Consider the following 14,136-nt stretch of genomic DNA (forward strand, 5'->3'; position numbering starts at 1 on the left):
GCGTGAGGGGAGATGCCACCTACGGAGTGAGACGATGTCCGCACAGAACCCTGCCCCGGCAAAACGCATTGGCGTTCCGGACATCCGGGCCCGCAAGGGCGGCGAACCGCTGGTGTGCCTGACGGCTTACGATGCCCCGGCTGCTCGTCTTCTGGACCCGCACTGCGATGTGCTGCTTGTTGGCGATTCGGTAGGGATGGTCGTGCACGGGCTTCCCAACACAATTCCCGTCACGCTGGACATGATGATCCTGCACGGTCAGGCCGTGATGCGCGGGGCCCGCCGCGCCATGGTTGTCGTGGACATGCCATTTGGCAGTTACGAAGTTTCACCTGAGCAGGCCTTCGCCAATGCCGCCAGGATACTGCAGGAGACAGGTGCGCAAGCCGTGAAGCTGGAGAGCGGCGTCTATATCGCCGATACAATCCGTTATCTGGTGGATCGCGGTGTGCCGGTCATGGCCCATGTGGGTCTGCGCCCGCAGGCAGCGCTCGCCGAGGGCGGCTTCAAGGCCAAGGGCCGCAATGATGACGAACGGGCGCGCGTTCTGAACGAGGCCCGGGCCGCCGATGCGGCAGGCGCGTTTGCGATAGTCGTGGAAGGCGTGGCGGAGGATCTCGCCGCAGAACTCACCCAGGCCGTGGCCGCCCCCACGATTGGTATCGGCGCCTCGGCCAGCTGTGACGGGCAGATTCTCGTGACCCCCGACATGCTCGGCCTGTTCGACTGGACACCGCGCTTTGTGAAGCGCTACGCCGATCTGAAAGGGCTGACCGAGGATGCCGTCAAGGCTTACGCCGAAGACGTGCGGGCCCGCCGCTTTCCCGGACCCGATCAGGTCTACCGCATTACACGCCCGTAACGCGGCTCGCGCGTATTGCGGCGGCCCGGCAGGGCCGCTAGGGTCCGCCGGATATTGAACTGGCATGAATTGCGAGGCGGGCCTTGGTCGACGTTTTCGACGAAGTTGAAGAAGAACTGCGCAAAGAGCGCTATATGCAGATGCTGCGCAGCTGGGGCCCGTGGGTGCTCGGCGCAGCTGTGGCCGTAATTGCTGGCGTCGCAGGCTATCAGGGCTGGCGCGCCTGGCAGGACAGCCAGAGCGCACAAGCGTCCGCGCAGTTTGCCGAGGCCCGGGCCCTCCATGAGGCTGGCCAGACGGCCGAGGCGGCTGATGCTTATGCCTTGCTTGTCAGCGAAGGTCCGCGTGGCTACGCAACTCTCTCGCTGCTGCACCAGGCGGCGCTGGCCAGCGAAGCGGGCAATAATGAGGAAGCAGCACGTCTGTATGAAGAGGCTGGCCAGCGTTCGCCGGTGGCACTCATTCGCGATCTGGCGCGCTACCAGTCTGCCGTGGCGGGCTTTGACTCTCTGTCCAGTGACGATCTGGCTCTGCGGCTTGACCCGCTGGTCTCGGGCGGTGGCGGCTTTGCCCTGCTGTCGCGTGAGCTGATAGGTGCGGCGGCCCTGCGCGACGAGCGCTGGGCCGAGGCGCGCCGTCATTATGAATTTGTGCAACTGTCCATAGATGCCTCGGAAGCCATGCGTACACGGGCCCGTGACGCTCTGGCCGTGATTGCCCGTGAAGCGCCCGAGGAAGTGCCGGCTGAAGACGCCGCTGATGAAACGGCGGAAGCTGCAGATACTGCTGCTGCGCCGGATTCGGCAGACGCCGCCGCACAGGAAGAGGATACTGTCGAATGACTTCTACCCTTCGCATCGCCATGCTGGCGGTTCTGGCGGGCAGCTTTGCGCTGGCCGGTTGTTCTGCGGCGGATCAGCTGTCCCGCCTGAACCCGTTCAGCGGGCTGACAGGAGAGGATCCCAATGCGCCGCCGCGTGACCAGCGCGTACCGGTTCTGGGCGTTGGCGAAAGCCTTGAAGTCAGCGGTGATGCGCGGGTCAGCCTGCCGCCGGCCTATGTGAATGACCGCTGGCCCCAGCCGGACGGTTTCCCGACCCATTCCATGCAGCACACCCAGGCGCGCGGCAGCCTCGAGCGCATCTGGCGGGTTGATATCGGTGCAGGCTCAAACCGCGACCGGCGTATCAATGCCCGCCCCGTCGTGCTCGACGGGACGGTCTATACCGTTGACGGCGACGGCCGCGTAACCGCCACCAATGCCGACACAGGCGCGCGTCAGTGGCAGGTCCGCCTGACCGCCCGGGACGATGCGGAAGGTGGCGGCATTGCGCTGCCCATTCCCTTCATTGGACGCGAGGGCGGCGGTCCGGACCGCTATGCGTTCGGGGCCGGTATCGCCGTCGATGGCGGACGTGTCTACGTGCATACAGGACGCCGCTTCCTGGTTGCCCTCAACGCCTCGACGGGCGAGGAAGTCTGGCGTGAAACAGTGCTGACGCCACTGATTGCCGCACCGACAGTCGCCGATGGACGCGTTTATTCCATCACCCACGAAAATGAGCTGATCGCGTTTGATGCCACGTCAGGCAACATACAGTGGACGCACAGGGCGATTGCCGATTCCGCGCGTCTGCTCACTGCGCCCAGTGTTGCCGTGCTGGGCGATGTCGTGGTCGCGCCGTTCAGCTCCGGCGAGCTGATCGCCCTGCGGGCCCAGAACGGAACCGTCCTGTGGAGCGACTCGCTCACGCGCGCTGGCGGCCTTACGCCCATGTCCTCGATCAATGACATTGCCGGCTCGCCGGTTATCGGCGGGACGGAAGTTTATGCGCTCAGCCACTCGGGCATCATGGCCTCGTTCGACATGCGCACAGGCGAGCGTAACTGGACCCAGCCTGCGAGCGCTCTTCATGCGCCCTGGCTTGCCGGCAATTATCTGTTTGTGATGACCAGCGATGCCCAGCTGGCGGCCTTCGAGCGCCAGACGGGCAATGTCGCCTGGATCACGCAGCTGGAAGCCTTCCGCAATGAGCGCCGCCGCCGCGACCGCATTGCCTGGGCGGGTCCGGTACTGGCGGGCAACCGCCTGCTGGTGGCCTCATCACGCGGCGAGCTTGTTATCATAAATCCAGCTGATGGCTCGGTTCAGGAGCGGCGCAATCTTGGCGACCCGGTATTCATCGCGCCGGTCATTGCCAATGAGACCGTTTATATCGTGACCGATAACGGCCGGCTCATTGCCCTGCGCTGAGACAGGGTACACAGGAACCGGCCATGTCCGTTGAGCGCATTGCGAGCATCGCAATAGTCGGCAGGCCCAATGTCGGCAAGTCGACCCTGTTCAACCGTCTGGCGGGCAAGCCCCTTGCCATGGTCGATGACCGGCCGGGCGTCACGCGTGACCGCCGTGAGGCGCGCGGAAGGCTGGGTGATCTTGATCTGAGGCTTGTCGATACGGCGGGCTATGAGGACAAGGAAACCGGCATCGAAGTGCGCATGCGCCAGCAAACCGAAATTGCGCTGGCTGAAGCCGATGTCTGCCTGTTCCTGATCGATGGCCGTGAAGGTGTCACGGCGCTGGACCAGCGCTTTGGCGAGATTTTGCGGCGTGCGTCCAAGCCGGTCATCCTTCTGGTCAACAAGGCCGAGGGAAAACAGGGCGATGACGGTATTCTGGAGGCTTGGAATCTGGGCCTTGGCGAGCCGATTCCCGTCTCTGCGGCGCATGGCGAGGGGATGGGCGATCTCTACCAGGCCATTCGCGCGGCACTTGGCGAGGCAGGCATTACGGACGCGCCTACCCCCGATGCCGGTGACGAGGAAGGCGCTCCGCTGCGGATCGCTGTGGCAGGGCGGCCGAATGTCGGCAAGTCCACCCTCATCAACACGCTGATTGGCCAGGAGCGGCTGATTACAGGGCCGGAGGCGGGCCTGACCCGCGATGCGATCGCGGTTGACTGGATCTGGGACGGCCAGCGCGTGCGCCTGCACGATACGGCCGGCCTCAGGAAGCGTGGCAAGGTCGATGACCGGCTGGAGCGTATGAGCGCGGCCGACACGCTGCGCGCCATTAAGTTTGCCGAAATTGTTCTCTTGCTGGTGGATGCCGAACATCCGCTCGAGAAGCAGGACCTGACCATAGCTGACCGCGTGGAAAGCGAAGGGCGTGGCCTGATCGTGCTTGTAACCAAGTGGGACCTGGTCAAGGAGAAGCAGGCGAAGCTCGCCGAGCTGCGCGAAGAGTTCGAGCGCATGCTGCCGCAGGTGCGCGGTGCGCCGCTAATTCCTGTGTCGGCGCTTACCGGCTTTGGCCTCGACAAGATCATGCCGGCGGTCGTGGCGCTGCATAAAAACTGGTCGGTGAAGGTGAAGACGCGCGACCTCAATGACTGGCTGGCCGAGATGGTCGCCCGCCACCCGCCACCCGCTGTCGATGGCAAGCGTATCCGTCCCAAATACATGGCCCAGACCAAGGCACGTCCGCCGACCTTTGTGCTGATGGCGTCGCGCGCCGGGAAACTGCCCGACAGTTACAAGCGCTATCTGGTCAATGGCTTGCGCGAAGCGTTTGAGCTGCCGGGCGTGCCGATCCGCCTGATCGTGAAGGCGGGCAAGAACCCGTATGCAGATAAGGGGTAGGGAGCTTTTCCCTGAGCCTTCGAGACGCTCGCTGTGTTCGCCCTCAGGATGAGGGAAAAGCACTATACGTCCTCATGCTGAGGGCTTTCGAAGAAAGCGTCTCGAAGCAAGCGGGCGGAGCCCTTCATAGGCGCATAAGTCTGCGCCTGCCCCGGCCAGCGGGGTCAAACTCTGCGCCATATCAATGTCATAAGAGGCGACACACCGCACTTGTCCGGCGGGCGCGGTCTGGTGGTATATTCGTGTATGGGCGGCAGAGTGAGCGTTACTGCCCGGCCCGCACCACTTCCCCATGGCGTGTCTCTGCTGGACCGGCCAGTTCCACAACCAGCGGCGTGACGGTTTCCGGTAGCGGCACGCTTTGCGGGTCTTCGCCCGGTACCGCACGGGTCCGCATGGCGGTGCGCATACGGCCCGGATCGAGCAGGTTCACCCGGATGGTGCCGCCTGCGAGCTCTGCGGCCCAGCTTTTCACCAGCGCTTCGAGGCCTGCCTTGGACGCGCCGTAGGCGGCCCAGTAGGCCCGCGTCTTGGCGCCTTCAGACGTGGTGATGAACACGGCGCGCCCGGCATCGGACTTGCGAAGGAGCGGCTCGAACGCGCGGATCAGGCGTGCGGGGGCAACGAGATTGACCGCCAGCACTTCGTTCCAGGTCTTGGACGGTATCTGATGGGCTGGCATCAGCTTGCCGAGCGCACCAGCATTGGCGACGAGAATGTCCAGCTTGCCCCATCGCCCGGCGACAGCCTCGGCGAGCTTTTCGATCCCGTCTGGCGCCATCAAATCCATCGGCACCAGCGTGACAGACCCGCCAGCGGCGCTGATTTCATCATCGAGCGCTTCCAGCCCGCCACGCGTGCGCGCGGTCGCGATGACGTGGGCGCCGGCAGCGGCAAGGGCTTTCGCCGTGGCATAGCCAAGGCCGCGCGAGGCGCCGGTGACGAGTGCCACGCGCCCGGAGAGGGAATTGTTTTCGGTCATGCGTCCACAAGCAGGGAAAGTTGCTGGTCCTTGGCAGAGCTGGCCCGGTCCCGGTCTGCGAGCCGGGTGGGATACTCGCCGGTGAAATAATGGTCTGCCAGTTGCGGCTGCGCCGGATTGCGCGGCGCATCGCACACCGCCCAATAGAGGCCCTCGACCGACAGGAAGCCGAGGGAATCGCATTCCAGCAATACCCGCATGCGTTCCGGGTCGTGGCTGGCCGCCATCAGCTCCTCGCGCATCGGCATGTCGATGCCGTAGAAATCCGGGTGAGTGATGGGCGGGCAGGCGGAGCGGAAGTGCACTTCCGTGGCTCCGGCTTCGCGCACCATGCGGACAATCTTTTTCGAGGTCGTGCCGCGCACGATGGAATCGTCGATCAGCAGGACGCGCTTGCCTTTCAGCACGGCGGCATTGGCGGCGTGCTTGCGCTTCACGCCAAGATCGCGCTTGGCCTGCGTTGGCTGGATGAAGGTCCGGCCAACGAAGTGAGCCCGGATAATGCCCAGATCAAACGGCTTGCCGATGGTCTCCGCATAGCCCAGTGCAGCGGCGATGCCGCTGTCGGGCACGGGCACGACAACATCGATATCGGCGGGTGTCTCTTGTGCAAGGCGCTGGCCCATGCGCTTGCGCGCTTCGTAGACCGAGCGGCCTGCGATCACCGAATCGGGACGCGCAAAATAGATGTATTCAAAGGCGCAGGGGCGGGGCGGGCGCACAGGCGCATAGCGTACGCTCTCAATGCCGTTATCGCTGATAATCACGGCCTCACCCGGCTCGATCTCGCGGATCAGGCGTGCGCCGATCATGTCCAGTGCGCAGGTCTCGCTGGCCAGGATCACCGCGCCTTCCAGCTCGCCCATCACCAGCGGGCGGATGCCGAACGGGTCGCGCGCGCCGATCAGCTTGTCATTGGAAATGGCAACGAGTGCGAACGCGCCCTCGACCTGCTTGAGCGCGTGCAGCAGCCGGTCGGCCGATTTGGTCTTGCGCGAACGGGCTGCCAGCTGCAGCACGACTTCGGTGTCGGAGGTGGACTGGAAGATGGCGCCAGCCTGCACCAGCTCTTCGCGCAATATGCGCGCATTGGTCAGATTGCCATTATGGGCAATTGCGAGCCCGCCGCCGCGCACATCGGCATAAAGCGGCTGCACATTGCGCAGTACCGGCGCGCCGGAGGTGGAGTAGCGCACATGCCCGATCGCCATCGAGCCGGCGAGCTGGTCGAGCCTCGCCGGATCGGTGAAATGGTCAGCGACCAGCCCTTGATGGCGCTCTGAATGGAAGCGGCCATTATCGTAGCTGGTGATGCCGCACGCCTCCTGTCCGCGATGCTGGAGGGCCTGCAGGCCGAACGCGGCGAGCACGGCGGCCTTGTCGGCCCCTCTCACCCCGAACACGCCGCATTCTTCGCGGGCGCGGTCGGCTATCGGGTCATAGGTGAGGGTCGGCAAAGGGGGTGATGCGGGCATCCGAACCTCGATAGAAGCGGCTAATCGGGATTTGTGGACCGGATAAGCCTGTCCAGAGCCTCGCGGTCAAGGTCTTCATCAGTGGGCGGCTCATCTTCAGCTTCACTTTCGCGTGCGCCTTCCGCCCACGAACCCTCCGGCGCAAGCCGCTGCAACAATGTCGCCGTGGCATTGGCCAGCGGGTAAATCCGCGCGCCCTGCAGCCATTCAGGCTGCGCTCCGGGCAATGTATTGCGGAACACCAGGACGAACAGGCCCAGCAAGACCAGCCCGCGCACCAGCCCGAACACAAAGCCCAGTGACCGGTCGATCACATTCACATCCTCACCGGCCTTGGCATTGGGCTGCAGGGACGAGGTGACGAAACTTACGGCCAGATAGACCAGGATGAACACGCCCGCGAGCGCGATGATGTTGGCTATGAGCGGTGAACCTGTGAGCCCCTCAAGCAGGCCCGCAAAGACAGGCCTGCTCCACAGGGCAGCCAGCGCCGCTGCGACAAAGGCGGCAATCGTCAGCGCCTCACGCACGAAACCACGCATGAGCGCCAGAATGCCTGACACGAAAAGCACCAGAAGTGCGAACAGGTCAAAGCCTGCCAGACCGGCTTCCATCGCAATCCCCCTATTGCGGTCCCGGGTCGAGCCGGGAGACCAGTGTATGCACTGTATCGATTCCCGTCACCTCCAGACCGGCGCCTTCAACGCCGGCTGGCACTATCGCGCGCGAAAAGCCGAGTTTTGCCGCCTCTTTCAGGCGTGCCTCGGCCCGGCCCACCTTGCGCACTTCGCCCGATAGCGCGATCTCGCCGAAGACCACGCCTTCAGCGGGCAGAGCGACATCAAAGGCCGAGGAAATCAGTGCTGCCGCCACCGCCAGATCGGCGGCCGGTTCGCCAATCTTCAGTCCGCCGGCAACATTCAGATAGACATCCTTGCCGCCAAACCCGAGCCCGCAGCGCGCTTCCAGAACGGCCAGCACCATGGCAAGACGTCCCGAATCCCAGCCCACCACCGCCCGGCGCGGCGTGCCGAATGCGGCCGGAGCCACCAGGGCCTGTATCTCGGTGAGGACGGGGCGTGTGCCTTCCATGCCTGCAAATACGGCCGCGCCCGGCGCCGCGCTGCCCCGTCCATCAAGAAAGAGGGCGGAAGGGTTCGCCACTTCGCCAAGACCTGCATCGCTCATTTCGAACACGCCGATCTCGTCGGTCGGGCCGAAACGGTTCTTGACCGCGCGCAGGATGCGGAACTGGTGAGAGCGTTCGCCCTCGAAATAGAGCACCGCATCGACCATGTGCTCGACCACGCGCGGACCGGCGATCTGCCCGTCCTTGGTAACGTGGCCGACAAGGATAACGATCGTGCCGCGCTTCTTTGCGAACCGGACCAGCTCCTGCGCGCAGGCGCGCACCTGTGCCACCGTGCCCGGCGCGGCGGCCAGCTGGTCTGACCACAGCGTCTGGATGGAATCGAGAATGGCAATCGCGGGCGGCGCGCTTTTCAGCCCGTCCAGAATACTCTCCAGCGACGTTTCGGCTGCCAGCTCCACCGGCGCATCGGCAAGACCGAGACGGCGGGCGCGGCGGCGTACCTGGTCGGCGGCCTCCTCGCCGGAGATATAAACCGCGCGCTGTCCGGCCCGGGCCAGGCGTGCGGCGGCCTGCAGGAGAAGCGTGGACTTGCCGATACCCGGATCACCGCCCACCAGCACGGCAGAGCCCGGCACCAGACCGCCGCCGGCCACCCGGTCAAACTCCGCCATGCCGGTTTCAAACCGGGCCGGATCATCGGTGGCGCTGCCCAGATCCACCAGTTCCAGGCGCGCGCGGCGCCCGGCTGAGCGCTTCGGCGCGCTGGCCTGCGTGCCCAGAGGGGCCGACTGGGTCTCTTCCTGCAGCGTGTTCCACGACCCGCAATCATCGCAGCGCCCGGCCCATTTGGCATGGACCGCCCCGCAGGACTGGCAGACATAGACAGTGTCGGAACGGGCCAAATCAGGTCTCCGGCTGGCAGCTTTCAATCGTCTATCGAGCGCCCTTGCACGAAGGCGCATACCGCCGGATCAGCGCAGGAATCAATACCGTCCAGCCCGCCGCGCCAGCGTATCCTGCCGTCCTCGATCATGGCCACCTCGTCGGCGATCATGCGCATCGAGGCCATGTCGTGGGTGATCGTCACCGCGGTTGCGCCCAGCGACTTCACCTGCCGCACGATCAGCCGGTTGATGACGTCTGCCGTAACCGGGTCGAGACCTGTGGTCGGCTCGTCAAAGAACAGGATAGCAGGCCGGGTGACGATGGCACGTGCCAGTGATGCCCGCTTGAGCATGCCCCCTGACAGTTCCCGCGGCGCGCGGCCTGCCACATCGGGTTCCAGGTCGACCTGCTCCAGCGCCTCGATGGCGCGCTCGCGTGCCTCGGCGCGCTTCATCTTGCGGGCCTTGAGCAGCTTGAACGCGACATTTTCCCAGACGGTCAGCGAGTCAAACAGCGCGCCGGACTGAAACAGCATGCCGATCTGGTCAAGGCCGGGATCGGACGGGTCGCCAGAGCGTACGCGCCGCCCGTCAATCTCCACATGGCCCTTGTCTGGCGGGATCAGGCCCAGCGCGGTCTTGATGGTCACCGACTTGCCGGTGCCCGAACCGCCTATAATGACCAGCGATTTGCCCTCATTGGCGTCCAGCGAGAGGCGGTCCAGGACCGTCTTGCTCCCGAAGCGTTTGGTGACATTTTTCCAGGCGATTTTGACTGTGCTGCTCATCATCGCCTCCCTTACACAAACATCGAGGTGAGGATGAAATTGGCCGCGAATATCAGCATCGCGGCTGACACCACGGCGTGCGTCGCTGCCCGGCCAACCCCTTGCGCGCCGCCTTGTGCGTAATAGCCGTGATAGCAGCCCATAAGCGTCAGCAGAAAGCCGAACACGGCGGCCTTGATGAGGCCGGAGATCACGTCCCAGCGTTCCAGAATGTCGGCCGAGTTGCGTACATAGACGGTGGGGTCGAATTCCAGTGTCGTGATGCCGACCAGAAACCCGCCAAACACGCCGATGATATCGGCCACCAGAACCAGCAGCGGCAGAACCACAATCCCGGCCAGCACGCGCGGCACCACCAGAAAGCGCATCGGGTCGATGGTCAGGGTATGCAGGGCATCTATCTGTTCGGTCGCGCGCATGGCCCCGATTTCGGCGGCAATGCCCGACGAGACCCGTCCTGCCAGCATCAGTGCCGCGATGACCGGCCCCAGCTCGCGCACAATGCCCAGCGCGACGATATTGGGAACGAAACTTTCCGCGTTGAAGCGTTCACCGCCGACATAGATGTTCAGTGCCAGCGCCGCGCCCGTAAACAATGCTGTCAGGCCCACTACGGGCAGCGACAGAAAGCCGATGCGTACCAGCTGCTGGGTGAACTGGCCCAGGAAGAAGGGCCCGATGACGGCCCGCAGGCTGAGGCCGGCGAAAATAGCGATAGCGCCTATGGACCGCAGGAGCGACAGGACACCCCTGCCAAGAGCTCTGACCGGATTGAAGAGTGTCATTGTCCGCGATACTCACGTTTCAGCCGCTGTCCGAGCCGGACCAGCAATTCATAGCCGATAGTCCCCGACGCTCCGGCCACCGGGCCGAGGTCTTCTCCGTAGAACTGCACACGTCCGCTCGCCCGGGCAAGGGCCTCGTGGCCGGTAATGTCCAACGCCGTGAGGTCCATCGACACCATGCCAGCCAGTGGCACTGCAATGTTGCCGAGCCGGGCTGTCCCGGATTGCCATGCAGCGCGGGGCAAACCGTCCGCATAGCCGAACGCGGCAATGGCCACCGAGCGCTCGTTCTGTGCCGTGTAGCGCGCGCCATAGCCGATCGTGTCACCGGCCGGCACCTGACGTATCTGGAGTATCGGAGCATCGACATGCAGGACCGGCCGGAATGGCGCGGCCTGTTCTGTCGCGGGATTGACCCCGTAAAGCCCGATCCCCGGGCGCAAGATGTCGAAATGATAATCGAGCCCCAGCAGAACGCCACCTGTGTTGGAGAGGCTGGCCGGTATGCCGGGAAAGCTTTTCAGGACCGTTCTGAACCGTTCCAGCTGGCGCGTGTTCATCGGATGATCCGGAACGTCCGAGCACGCCAGATGGCTCATCACCAGCTGTAAGCCGGCCTTGTGCGCTGCGGGCAGGTCGAGCGCTTCGCTCACCGTCAGTCCCAACCTGTTCATGCCGGTATCGACATGCAGGGCAAACGGCCCGCCGCCCTCGCGATGAAACGCCTGCAGGCTGTCTGCGGAGCTGATGACGGGTATCAGGCCGTGACTGGCAAGAAAGCCATGAGTGCCGGACTGATACCCGTTGAGTACAAACACGGTGGAGGCCTGCCCGGCTGCCCGGCGGACCTCAACGCCCTCATCAGGCGTAGCGGTGAAGAAGATATCACAACCCGCATCATGCAGTGTGGAGGCGATCCGGCCGGCGTCGAGCCCGTAGGCGTCGGCCTTTACCACCGCGGCGCATCGTGCACCGGGCGCCAGTGCGCAGAGCGTGGAATAATTGTGGCGCAGTGCGGCCAGATCGACCACAAGGCGCGCCGGCTCGCCGGCGCTAGTCGCGGCTGGAATAGCGTCCTGAGTCTTCAAGATCGGAGAATTTGGTCCGCTCAGGGTCAAACGCCACCTTCACCGCGCCAATCGGGCCATGGCGCTGCTTGCCAATGATCACTTCGGCGAGATTGCGGATCTCGCGCATCTCATCTTCCCAGCGAAGATGCTCCTCGCTGCCTTCTTTAGGCTCCGCGCGCTCAAGATAATAGGCCTCGCGGTAGACGAACATCACAACATCAGCATCCTGCTCGATGGAGCCGGATTCGCGCAGGTCCGAAAGCTGAGGCTTCTTGTCATCGCGTTGTTCTACCTGGCGTGACAGCTGTGACAGCGCAATGACGGGAATATCGAGTTCCTTGGCGAGCGATTTGAGCGCCATGGTGATCTCGGAAATTTCCTGCACGCGGCTCTCGCTGCGGCGCGAACCGCCGGTGATCAGCTGCAGATAGTCGATCACAAGAAGGTCCAGACCGACCGTGCGCTTCAGCCGCCGTGCGCGTGCCGCCAGGGCGCCAATCGAGATGCCACCCGTATCATCGATATAAAGCGGCACTTCGGAGATCTCGCGGACACCGTCATTGATCTCGCCAAACTGGTTCTGGTCGATCCGTCCCTGCCGGATCAGATAGCCGGGAATGCCGGTATAATCCGCGATCAGGCGGGTAGCGAGCTGTTCGGCGCTCATCTCCAGCGAGAAGAAGCCGACGACCCCGCCCTTGCCCTTGATGACGCGGCGCTTGCCGTCCGGGCCTTCCTCGAATTCGGCAGCGCGCGCAACGGCGAATGCGATGTTCGTCGCCAGCGCCGTCTTGCCCATGGATGGGCGTCCGGCAAGGATGATAAGGTCGGAACGGTGGAGCCCGCCCAGCTTGTCATCCAGCGATTTGAGGCCCGAGGCTATACCGGACAGCTGGCCCCCGCGCTTATAGGCGGCGGCTGCCACCTCGAGTGATTGGGCCAGCGCAGCGGAGAAGGGCTGGAAGCTTTTCTGCGCCGTGCCTTTCTCGGCAAGGCTGAACAGCTCGCGCTCGGCGCTCTCGATGAGGCTGGACGCATTGCCCTGCTCGCTGGTGTCGCGCGCCTGGGAAGAGATGGTTTCCCCGATGGTGATCAGTTCGCGGCGCAACGCCAGCTCATAGACCAGGCGGGCATATTCAGGCGCGCTGACGCTATCGGGCGCCTCGCGCATCAGATCGACCAGATAGACCGGCCCGCCTAGTGTTTTAAGCCCGTCATCGTCTGCGAGGCGGTTCTTCAGAACGACGGCATCGGCCAGCGCCCCGCTGCCGATCAGCTCGCGCGCCTTGGCGTAGAGCCGGCCATGGAAGGGGTCGTAAAAATGCTCTGGCAGCAGCCAGTCGGAGACCCGGTTGAATATCTCGTTATCGTAGAGAAGACCGCCAAGAAAGGCCTGCTCCGCCTCGATATTGTGCGGCGGGCTGGTCCCGTCTCCGCCATCACTGGCAAAGCTCATGTCTGCGGTTTCTGCGGTCATGGGGAGAGGTGATACCGGATCGGGGCTGGCTATGCGAGCGCTCAGCCGTCCCGCCATGTGGAATGATTCGCCAGCACTGTGGAAAACTGCTGTGCGATTGAACCGGGTTGGCATTGGTGCGCACCTTTACCCTGAACGTGTGACAGGAAGCCCGATGCGCAAGCATGCCGACTATGCCTTCGACGCCTTTCTGGCTGCCGCTGCGCGGACCAATAACCGCGACGCCCTGCGCCAGCTGGCAATGCGCTGGTATCCGCTGCTCACCGCCCATGCCTGGCGGCTGACAGGCGATCATGAACTGACCGCCGACGCGGTGCAGGAGGCGTGGCTGGAAATACTGCGCGGCCTGCCGGCCTTGCGTGATGATCGTGCCTTTGCCGCCTGGGCCTACCGTATCACGACACGGCGGTGCGCGCGGCTGATCGGGCAACGCCGGTCAGACCGGCGGCTGGCTCGTGCAGTAGACGCTGAGCCGCGCGAGACCGGCGCTGAAGACAGGCATGATGATGGCGATGGCGCGCGCGTGAAACAGGCGATGGAGGCACTGCCGCGTGAACAGCGCGCGGCGATAGCGCTTTTCCACTTGCAAGGATTGAGCGTGGCGGAGACCGCCATCGCTCTGGACGTGCCGGCGGGCACGGTAAAGACCCGCCTGATGCATGCGCGGCGCAAGCTGCGCGACAGTCTCGAAGGAGGCATGAAATGAGTGATGTGGACCGCCTGATCGAACAGGCACTGGACGATGAGGACCGGGCGCTGCGTGAGGTTCTGGGCAAGGAGCCGGGCGTGCTTGGCGGATTCTGGCCGCTTCTGACCGGGCCGCGCGCCTGGGCCAACTGGGTGATGCTGGTTAGCCAAGGCATCATGTTTGTCGTGGGTGTGTGGTTTGCCTGGGAGTTTTTCCAGGCTTCAGATGCGCTGGACGCGCTGCGCTATGGCCTGCCCGCTGTGACCCTGTTTGTCATGGCGATTGTCATCAAGACCAGCATGACGCCCTATATCAGCGAGAACCGCTTGCTGACCGAAATCCGCCGGCTGGAGCTTCGCATCGAACGGATGCGCGCCGAGCGGAGCTGAA

The 14,136-nt window shown here is 64.2% G+C and carries 14 protein-coding genes; 6 read left to right on the forward strand and 8 right to left on the reverse strand.

The genetic code is table 11. The features are described 5' to 3' along the window. Nucleotides 1-34: 34 nt before the first annotated feature. The 4 genes from panB (at nt 35) to der (ending at nt 4,504) form a co-directional block, all read left to right on the forward strand. Nucleotides 35-862 carry a 3-methyl-2-oxobutanoate hydroxymethyltransferase gene (gene panB / locus IEV75_RS10435; RefSeq protein WP_188452504.1) on the forward strand — a complete coding sequence of 276 codons (828 nt, stop codon included), beginning with the start codon at nt 35-37 and terminating at the stop codon, nt 860-862. A gap of 83 nt (nt 863-945) precedes the next feature. Beyond that, a complete protein-coding gene (locus IEV75_RS10440) occupies nt 946-1,704 on the forward strand; it encodes a tetratricopeptide repeat protein (protein WP_188452505.1) in 759 nt (252 codons plus the stop codon). After that, entirely contained in the window at nt 1,701-3,116 is a 1,416-nt protein-coding gene (locus tag IEV75_RS10445) for an outer membrane protein assembly factor BamB family protein (RefSeq protein ID WP_188452506.1), read from the forward strand. The genes IEV75_RS10440 and IEV75_RS10445 overlap by 4 nt, the downstream gene beginning before the upstream one ends. A gap of 23 nt (nt 3,117-3,139) precedes the next feature. Continuing rightward, the gene (gene der, locus IEV75_RS10450; protein WP_188452507.1) at nt 3,140-4,504 is read left to right on the forward strand and encodes a ribosome biogenesis GTPase Der; all 1,365 of its coding nucleotides are present in this window, start codon (nt 3,140-3,142) and stop codon (nt 4,502-4,504) included. 265 nt (nt 4,505-4,769) lie between these two features. Here der and IEV75_RS10455 read toward each other — a convergent pair whose 3' ends face one another. From IEV75_RS10455 to IEV75_RS10490, 8 genes are read right to left on the reverse strand one after another with little or no spacing between them, the layout of a single operon-like run. Beyond that, entirely contained in the window at nt 4,770-5,486 is a 717-nt protein-coding gene (locus IEV75_RS10455; protein WP_188452508.1) for an SDR family NAD(P)-dependent oxidoreductase, read from the reverse strand. Then, entirely contained in the window at nt 5,483-6,961 is a 1,479-nt protein-coding gene (gene purF / locus IEV75_RS10460; RefSeq protein WP_188452509.1) for an amidophosphoribosyltransferase, read from the reverse strand. Before purF ends, IEV75_RS10455 begins: the two co-directional genes overlap by 4 nt. A 20-nt stretch (nt 6,962-6,981) precedes the next feature. Continuing rightward, the gene (locus tag IEV75_RS10465; protein ID WP_188452510.1) at nt 6,982-7,575 is read right to left on the reverse strand and encodes a CvpA family protein; all 594 of its coding nucleotides are present in this window, start codon (nt 7,573-7,575) and stop codon (nt 6,982-6,984) included. Between the two features lie 10 nt (nt 7,576-7,585). Then, on the reverse strand, nt 7,586-8,956 hold the full coding sequence (gene radA / locus IEV75_RS10470) for a DNA repair protein RadA (protein ID WP_188452511.1): 1,371 nt from the start codon (nt 8,954-8,956) through the stop codon (nt 7,586-7,588). A gap of 23 nt (nt 8,957-8,979) precedes the next feature. Continuing rightward, entirely contained in the window at nt 8,980-9,729 is a 750-nt protein-coding gene (locus IEV75_RS10475) for an ABC transporter ATP-binding protein (protein ID WP_373290529.1), read from the reverse strand. An 8-nt stretch (nt 9,730-9,737) separates the two neighbouring features. Next, the gene (locus IEV75_RS10480; protein ID WP_188452513.1) at nt 9,738-10,511 is read right to left on the reverse strand and encodes an MlaE family ABC transporter permease; all 774 of its coding nucleotides are present in this window, start codon (nt 10,509-10,511) and stop codon (nt 9,738-9,740) included. Further along, nucleotides 10,508-11,599, reverse strand: a complete 1,092-nt coding sequence (alr, locus tag IEV75_RS10485) for an alanine racemase (protein ID WP_188452514.1) — start codon at nt 11,597-11,599, stop codon at nt 10,508-10,510. Before alr ends, IEV75_RS10480 begins: the two co-directional genes overlap by 4 nt. Beyond that, nucleotides 11,565-13,058: a replicative DNA helicase gene (locus tag IEV75_RS10490; protein ID WP_188452515.1), complete on the reverse strand. Its 1,494-nt coding sequence runs from the start codon at nt 13,056-13,058 to the stop codon at nt 11,565-11,567. Before IEV75_RS10490 ends, alr begins: the two co-directional genes overlap by 35 nt. A gap of 154 nt (nt 13,059-13,212) precedes the next feature. Between IEV75_RS10490 and IEV75_RS10495 the strand changes: the two genes are divergently transcribed. After that, entirely contained in the window at nt 13,213-13,764 is a 552-nt protein-coding gene (locus tag IEV75_RS10495; RefSeq protein ID WP_188452516.1) for an RNA polymerase sigma factor, read from the forward strand. Next, entirely contained in the window at nt 13,761-14,135 is a 375-nt protein-coding gene (locus tag IEV75_RS10500) for a DUF6768 family protein (protein WP_188452517.1), read from the forward strand. The genes IEV75_RS10495 and IEV75_RS10500 overlap by 4 nt, the downstream gene beginning before the upstream one ends. The last annotated feature ends 1 nt before the right edge of the window (nt 14,136 follow it).

The sequence above is a fragment of the Glycocaulis albus genome (assembly GCF_014639075.1).
GTDB lineage: Bacteria > Pseudomonadota > Alphaproteobacteria > Caulobacterales > Maricaulaceae > Glycocaulis > Glycocaulis albus.

Excerpts from the sequence above, each read along its gene's own strand:
- IEV75_RS10465 (WP_188452510.1), bottom strand. The coding sequence starts at position 7,575 with ATGGAAGCCGGTCTGGCAGGCTTTGACCTGTTCGCACTTCTGGTGCTT.
- IEV75_RS10495 (WP_188452516.1), top strand. The coding sequence starts at position 13,213 with ATGCGCAAGCATGCCGACTATGCCTTCGACGCCTTTCTGGCTGCCGCT.
- IEV75_RS10480 (WP_188452513.1), bottom strand. The coding sequence starts at position 10,511 with ATGACACTCTTCAATCCGGTCAGAGCTCTTGGCAGGGGTGTCCTGTCG.
- panB (WP_188452504.1), top strand. The coding sequence starts at position 35 with ATGTCCGCACAGAACCCTGCCCCGGCAAAACGCATTGGCGTTCCGGAC.
- der (WP_188452507.1), top strand. The coding sequence starts at position 3,140 with ATGTCCGTTGAGCGCATTGCGAGCATCGCAATAGTCGGCAGGCCCAAT.
- IEV75_RS10490 (WP_188452515.1), bottom strand. The coding sequence starts at position 13,058 with ATGACCGCAGAAACCGCAGACATGAGCTTTGCCAGTGATGGCGGAGAC.
- IEV75_RS10475 (WP_373290529.1), bottom strand. The coding sequence starts at position 9,729 with ATGATGAGCAGCACAGTCAAAATCGCCTGGAAAAATGTCACCAAACGC.
- IEV75_RS10445 (WP_188452506.1), top strand. The coding sequence starts at position 1,701 with ATGACTTCTACCCTTCGCATCGCCATGCTGGCGGTTCTGGCGGGCAGC.
- purF (WP_188452509.1), bottom strand. The coding sequence starts at position 6,961 with ATGCCCGCATCACCCCCTTTGCCGACCCTCACCTATGACCCGATAGCC.
- IEV75_RS10455 (WP_188452508.1), bottom strand. The coding sequence starts at position 5,486 with ATGACCGAAAACAATTCCCTCTCCGGGCGCGTGGCACTCGTCACCGGC.
- IEV75_RS10500 (WP_188452517.1), top strand. The coding sequence starts at position 13,761 with ATGAGTGATGTGGACCGCCTGATCGAACAGGCACTGGACGATGAGGAC.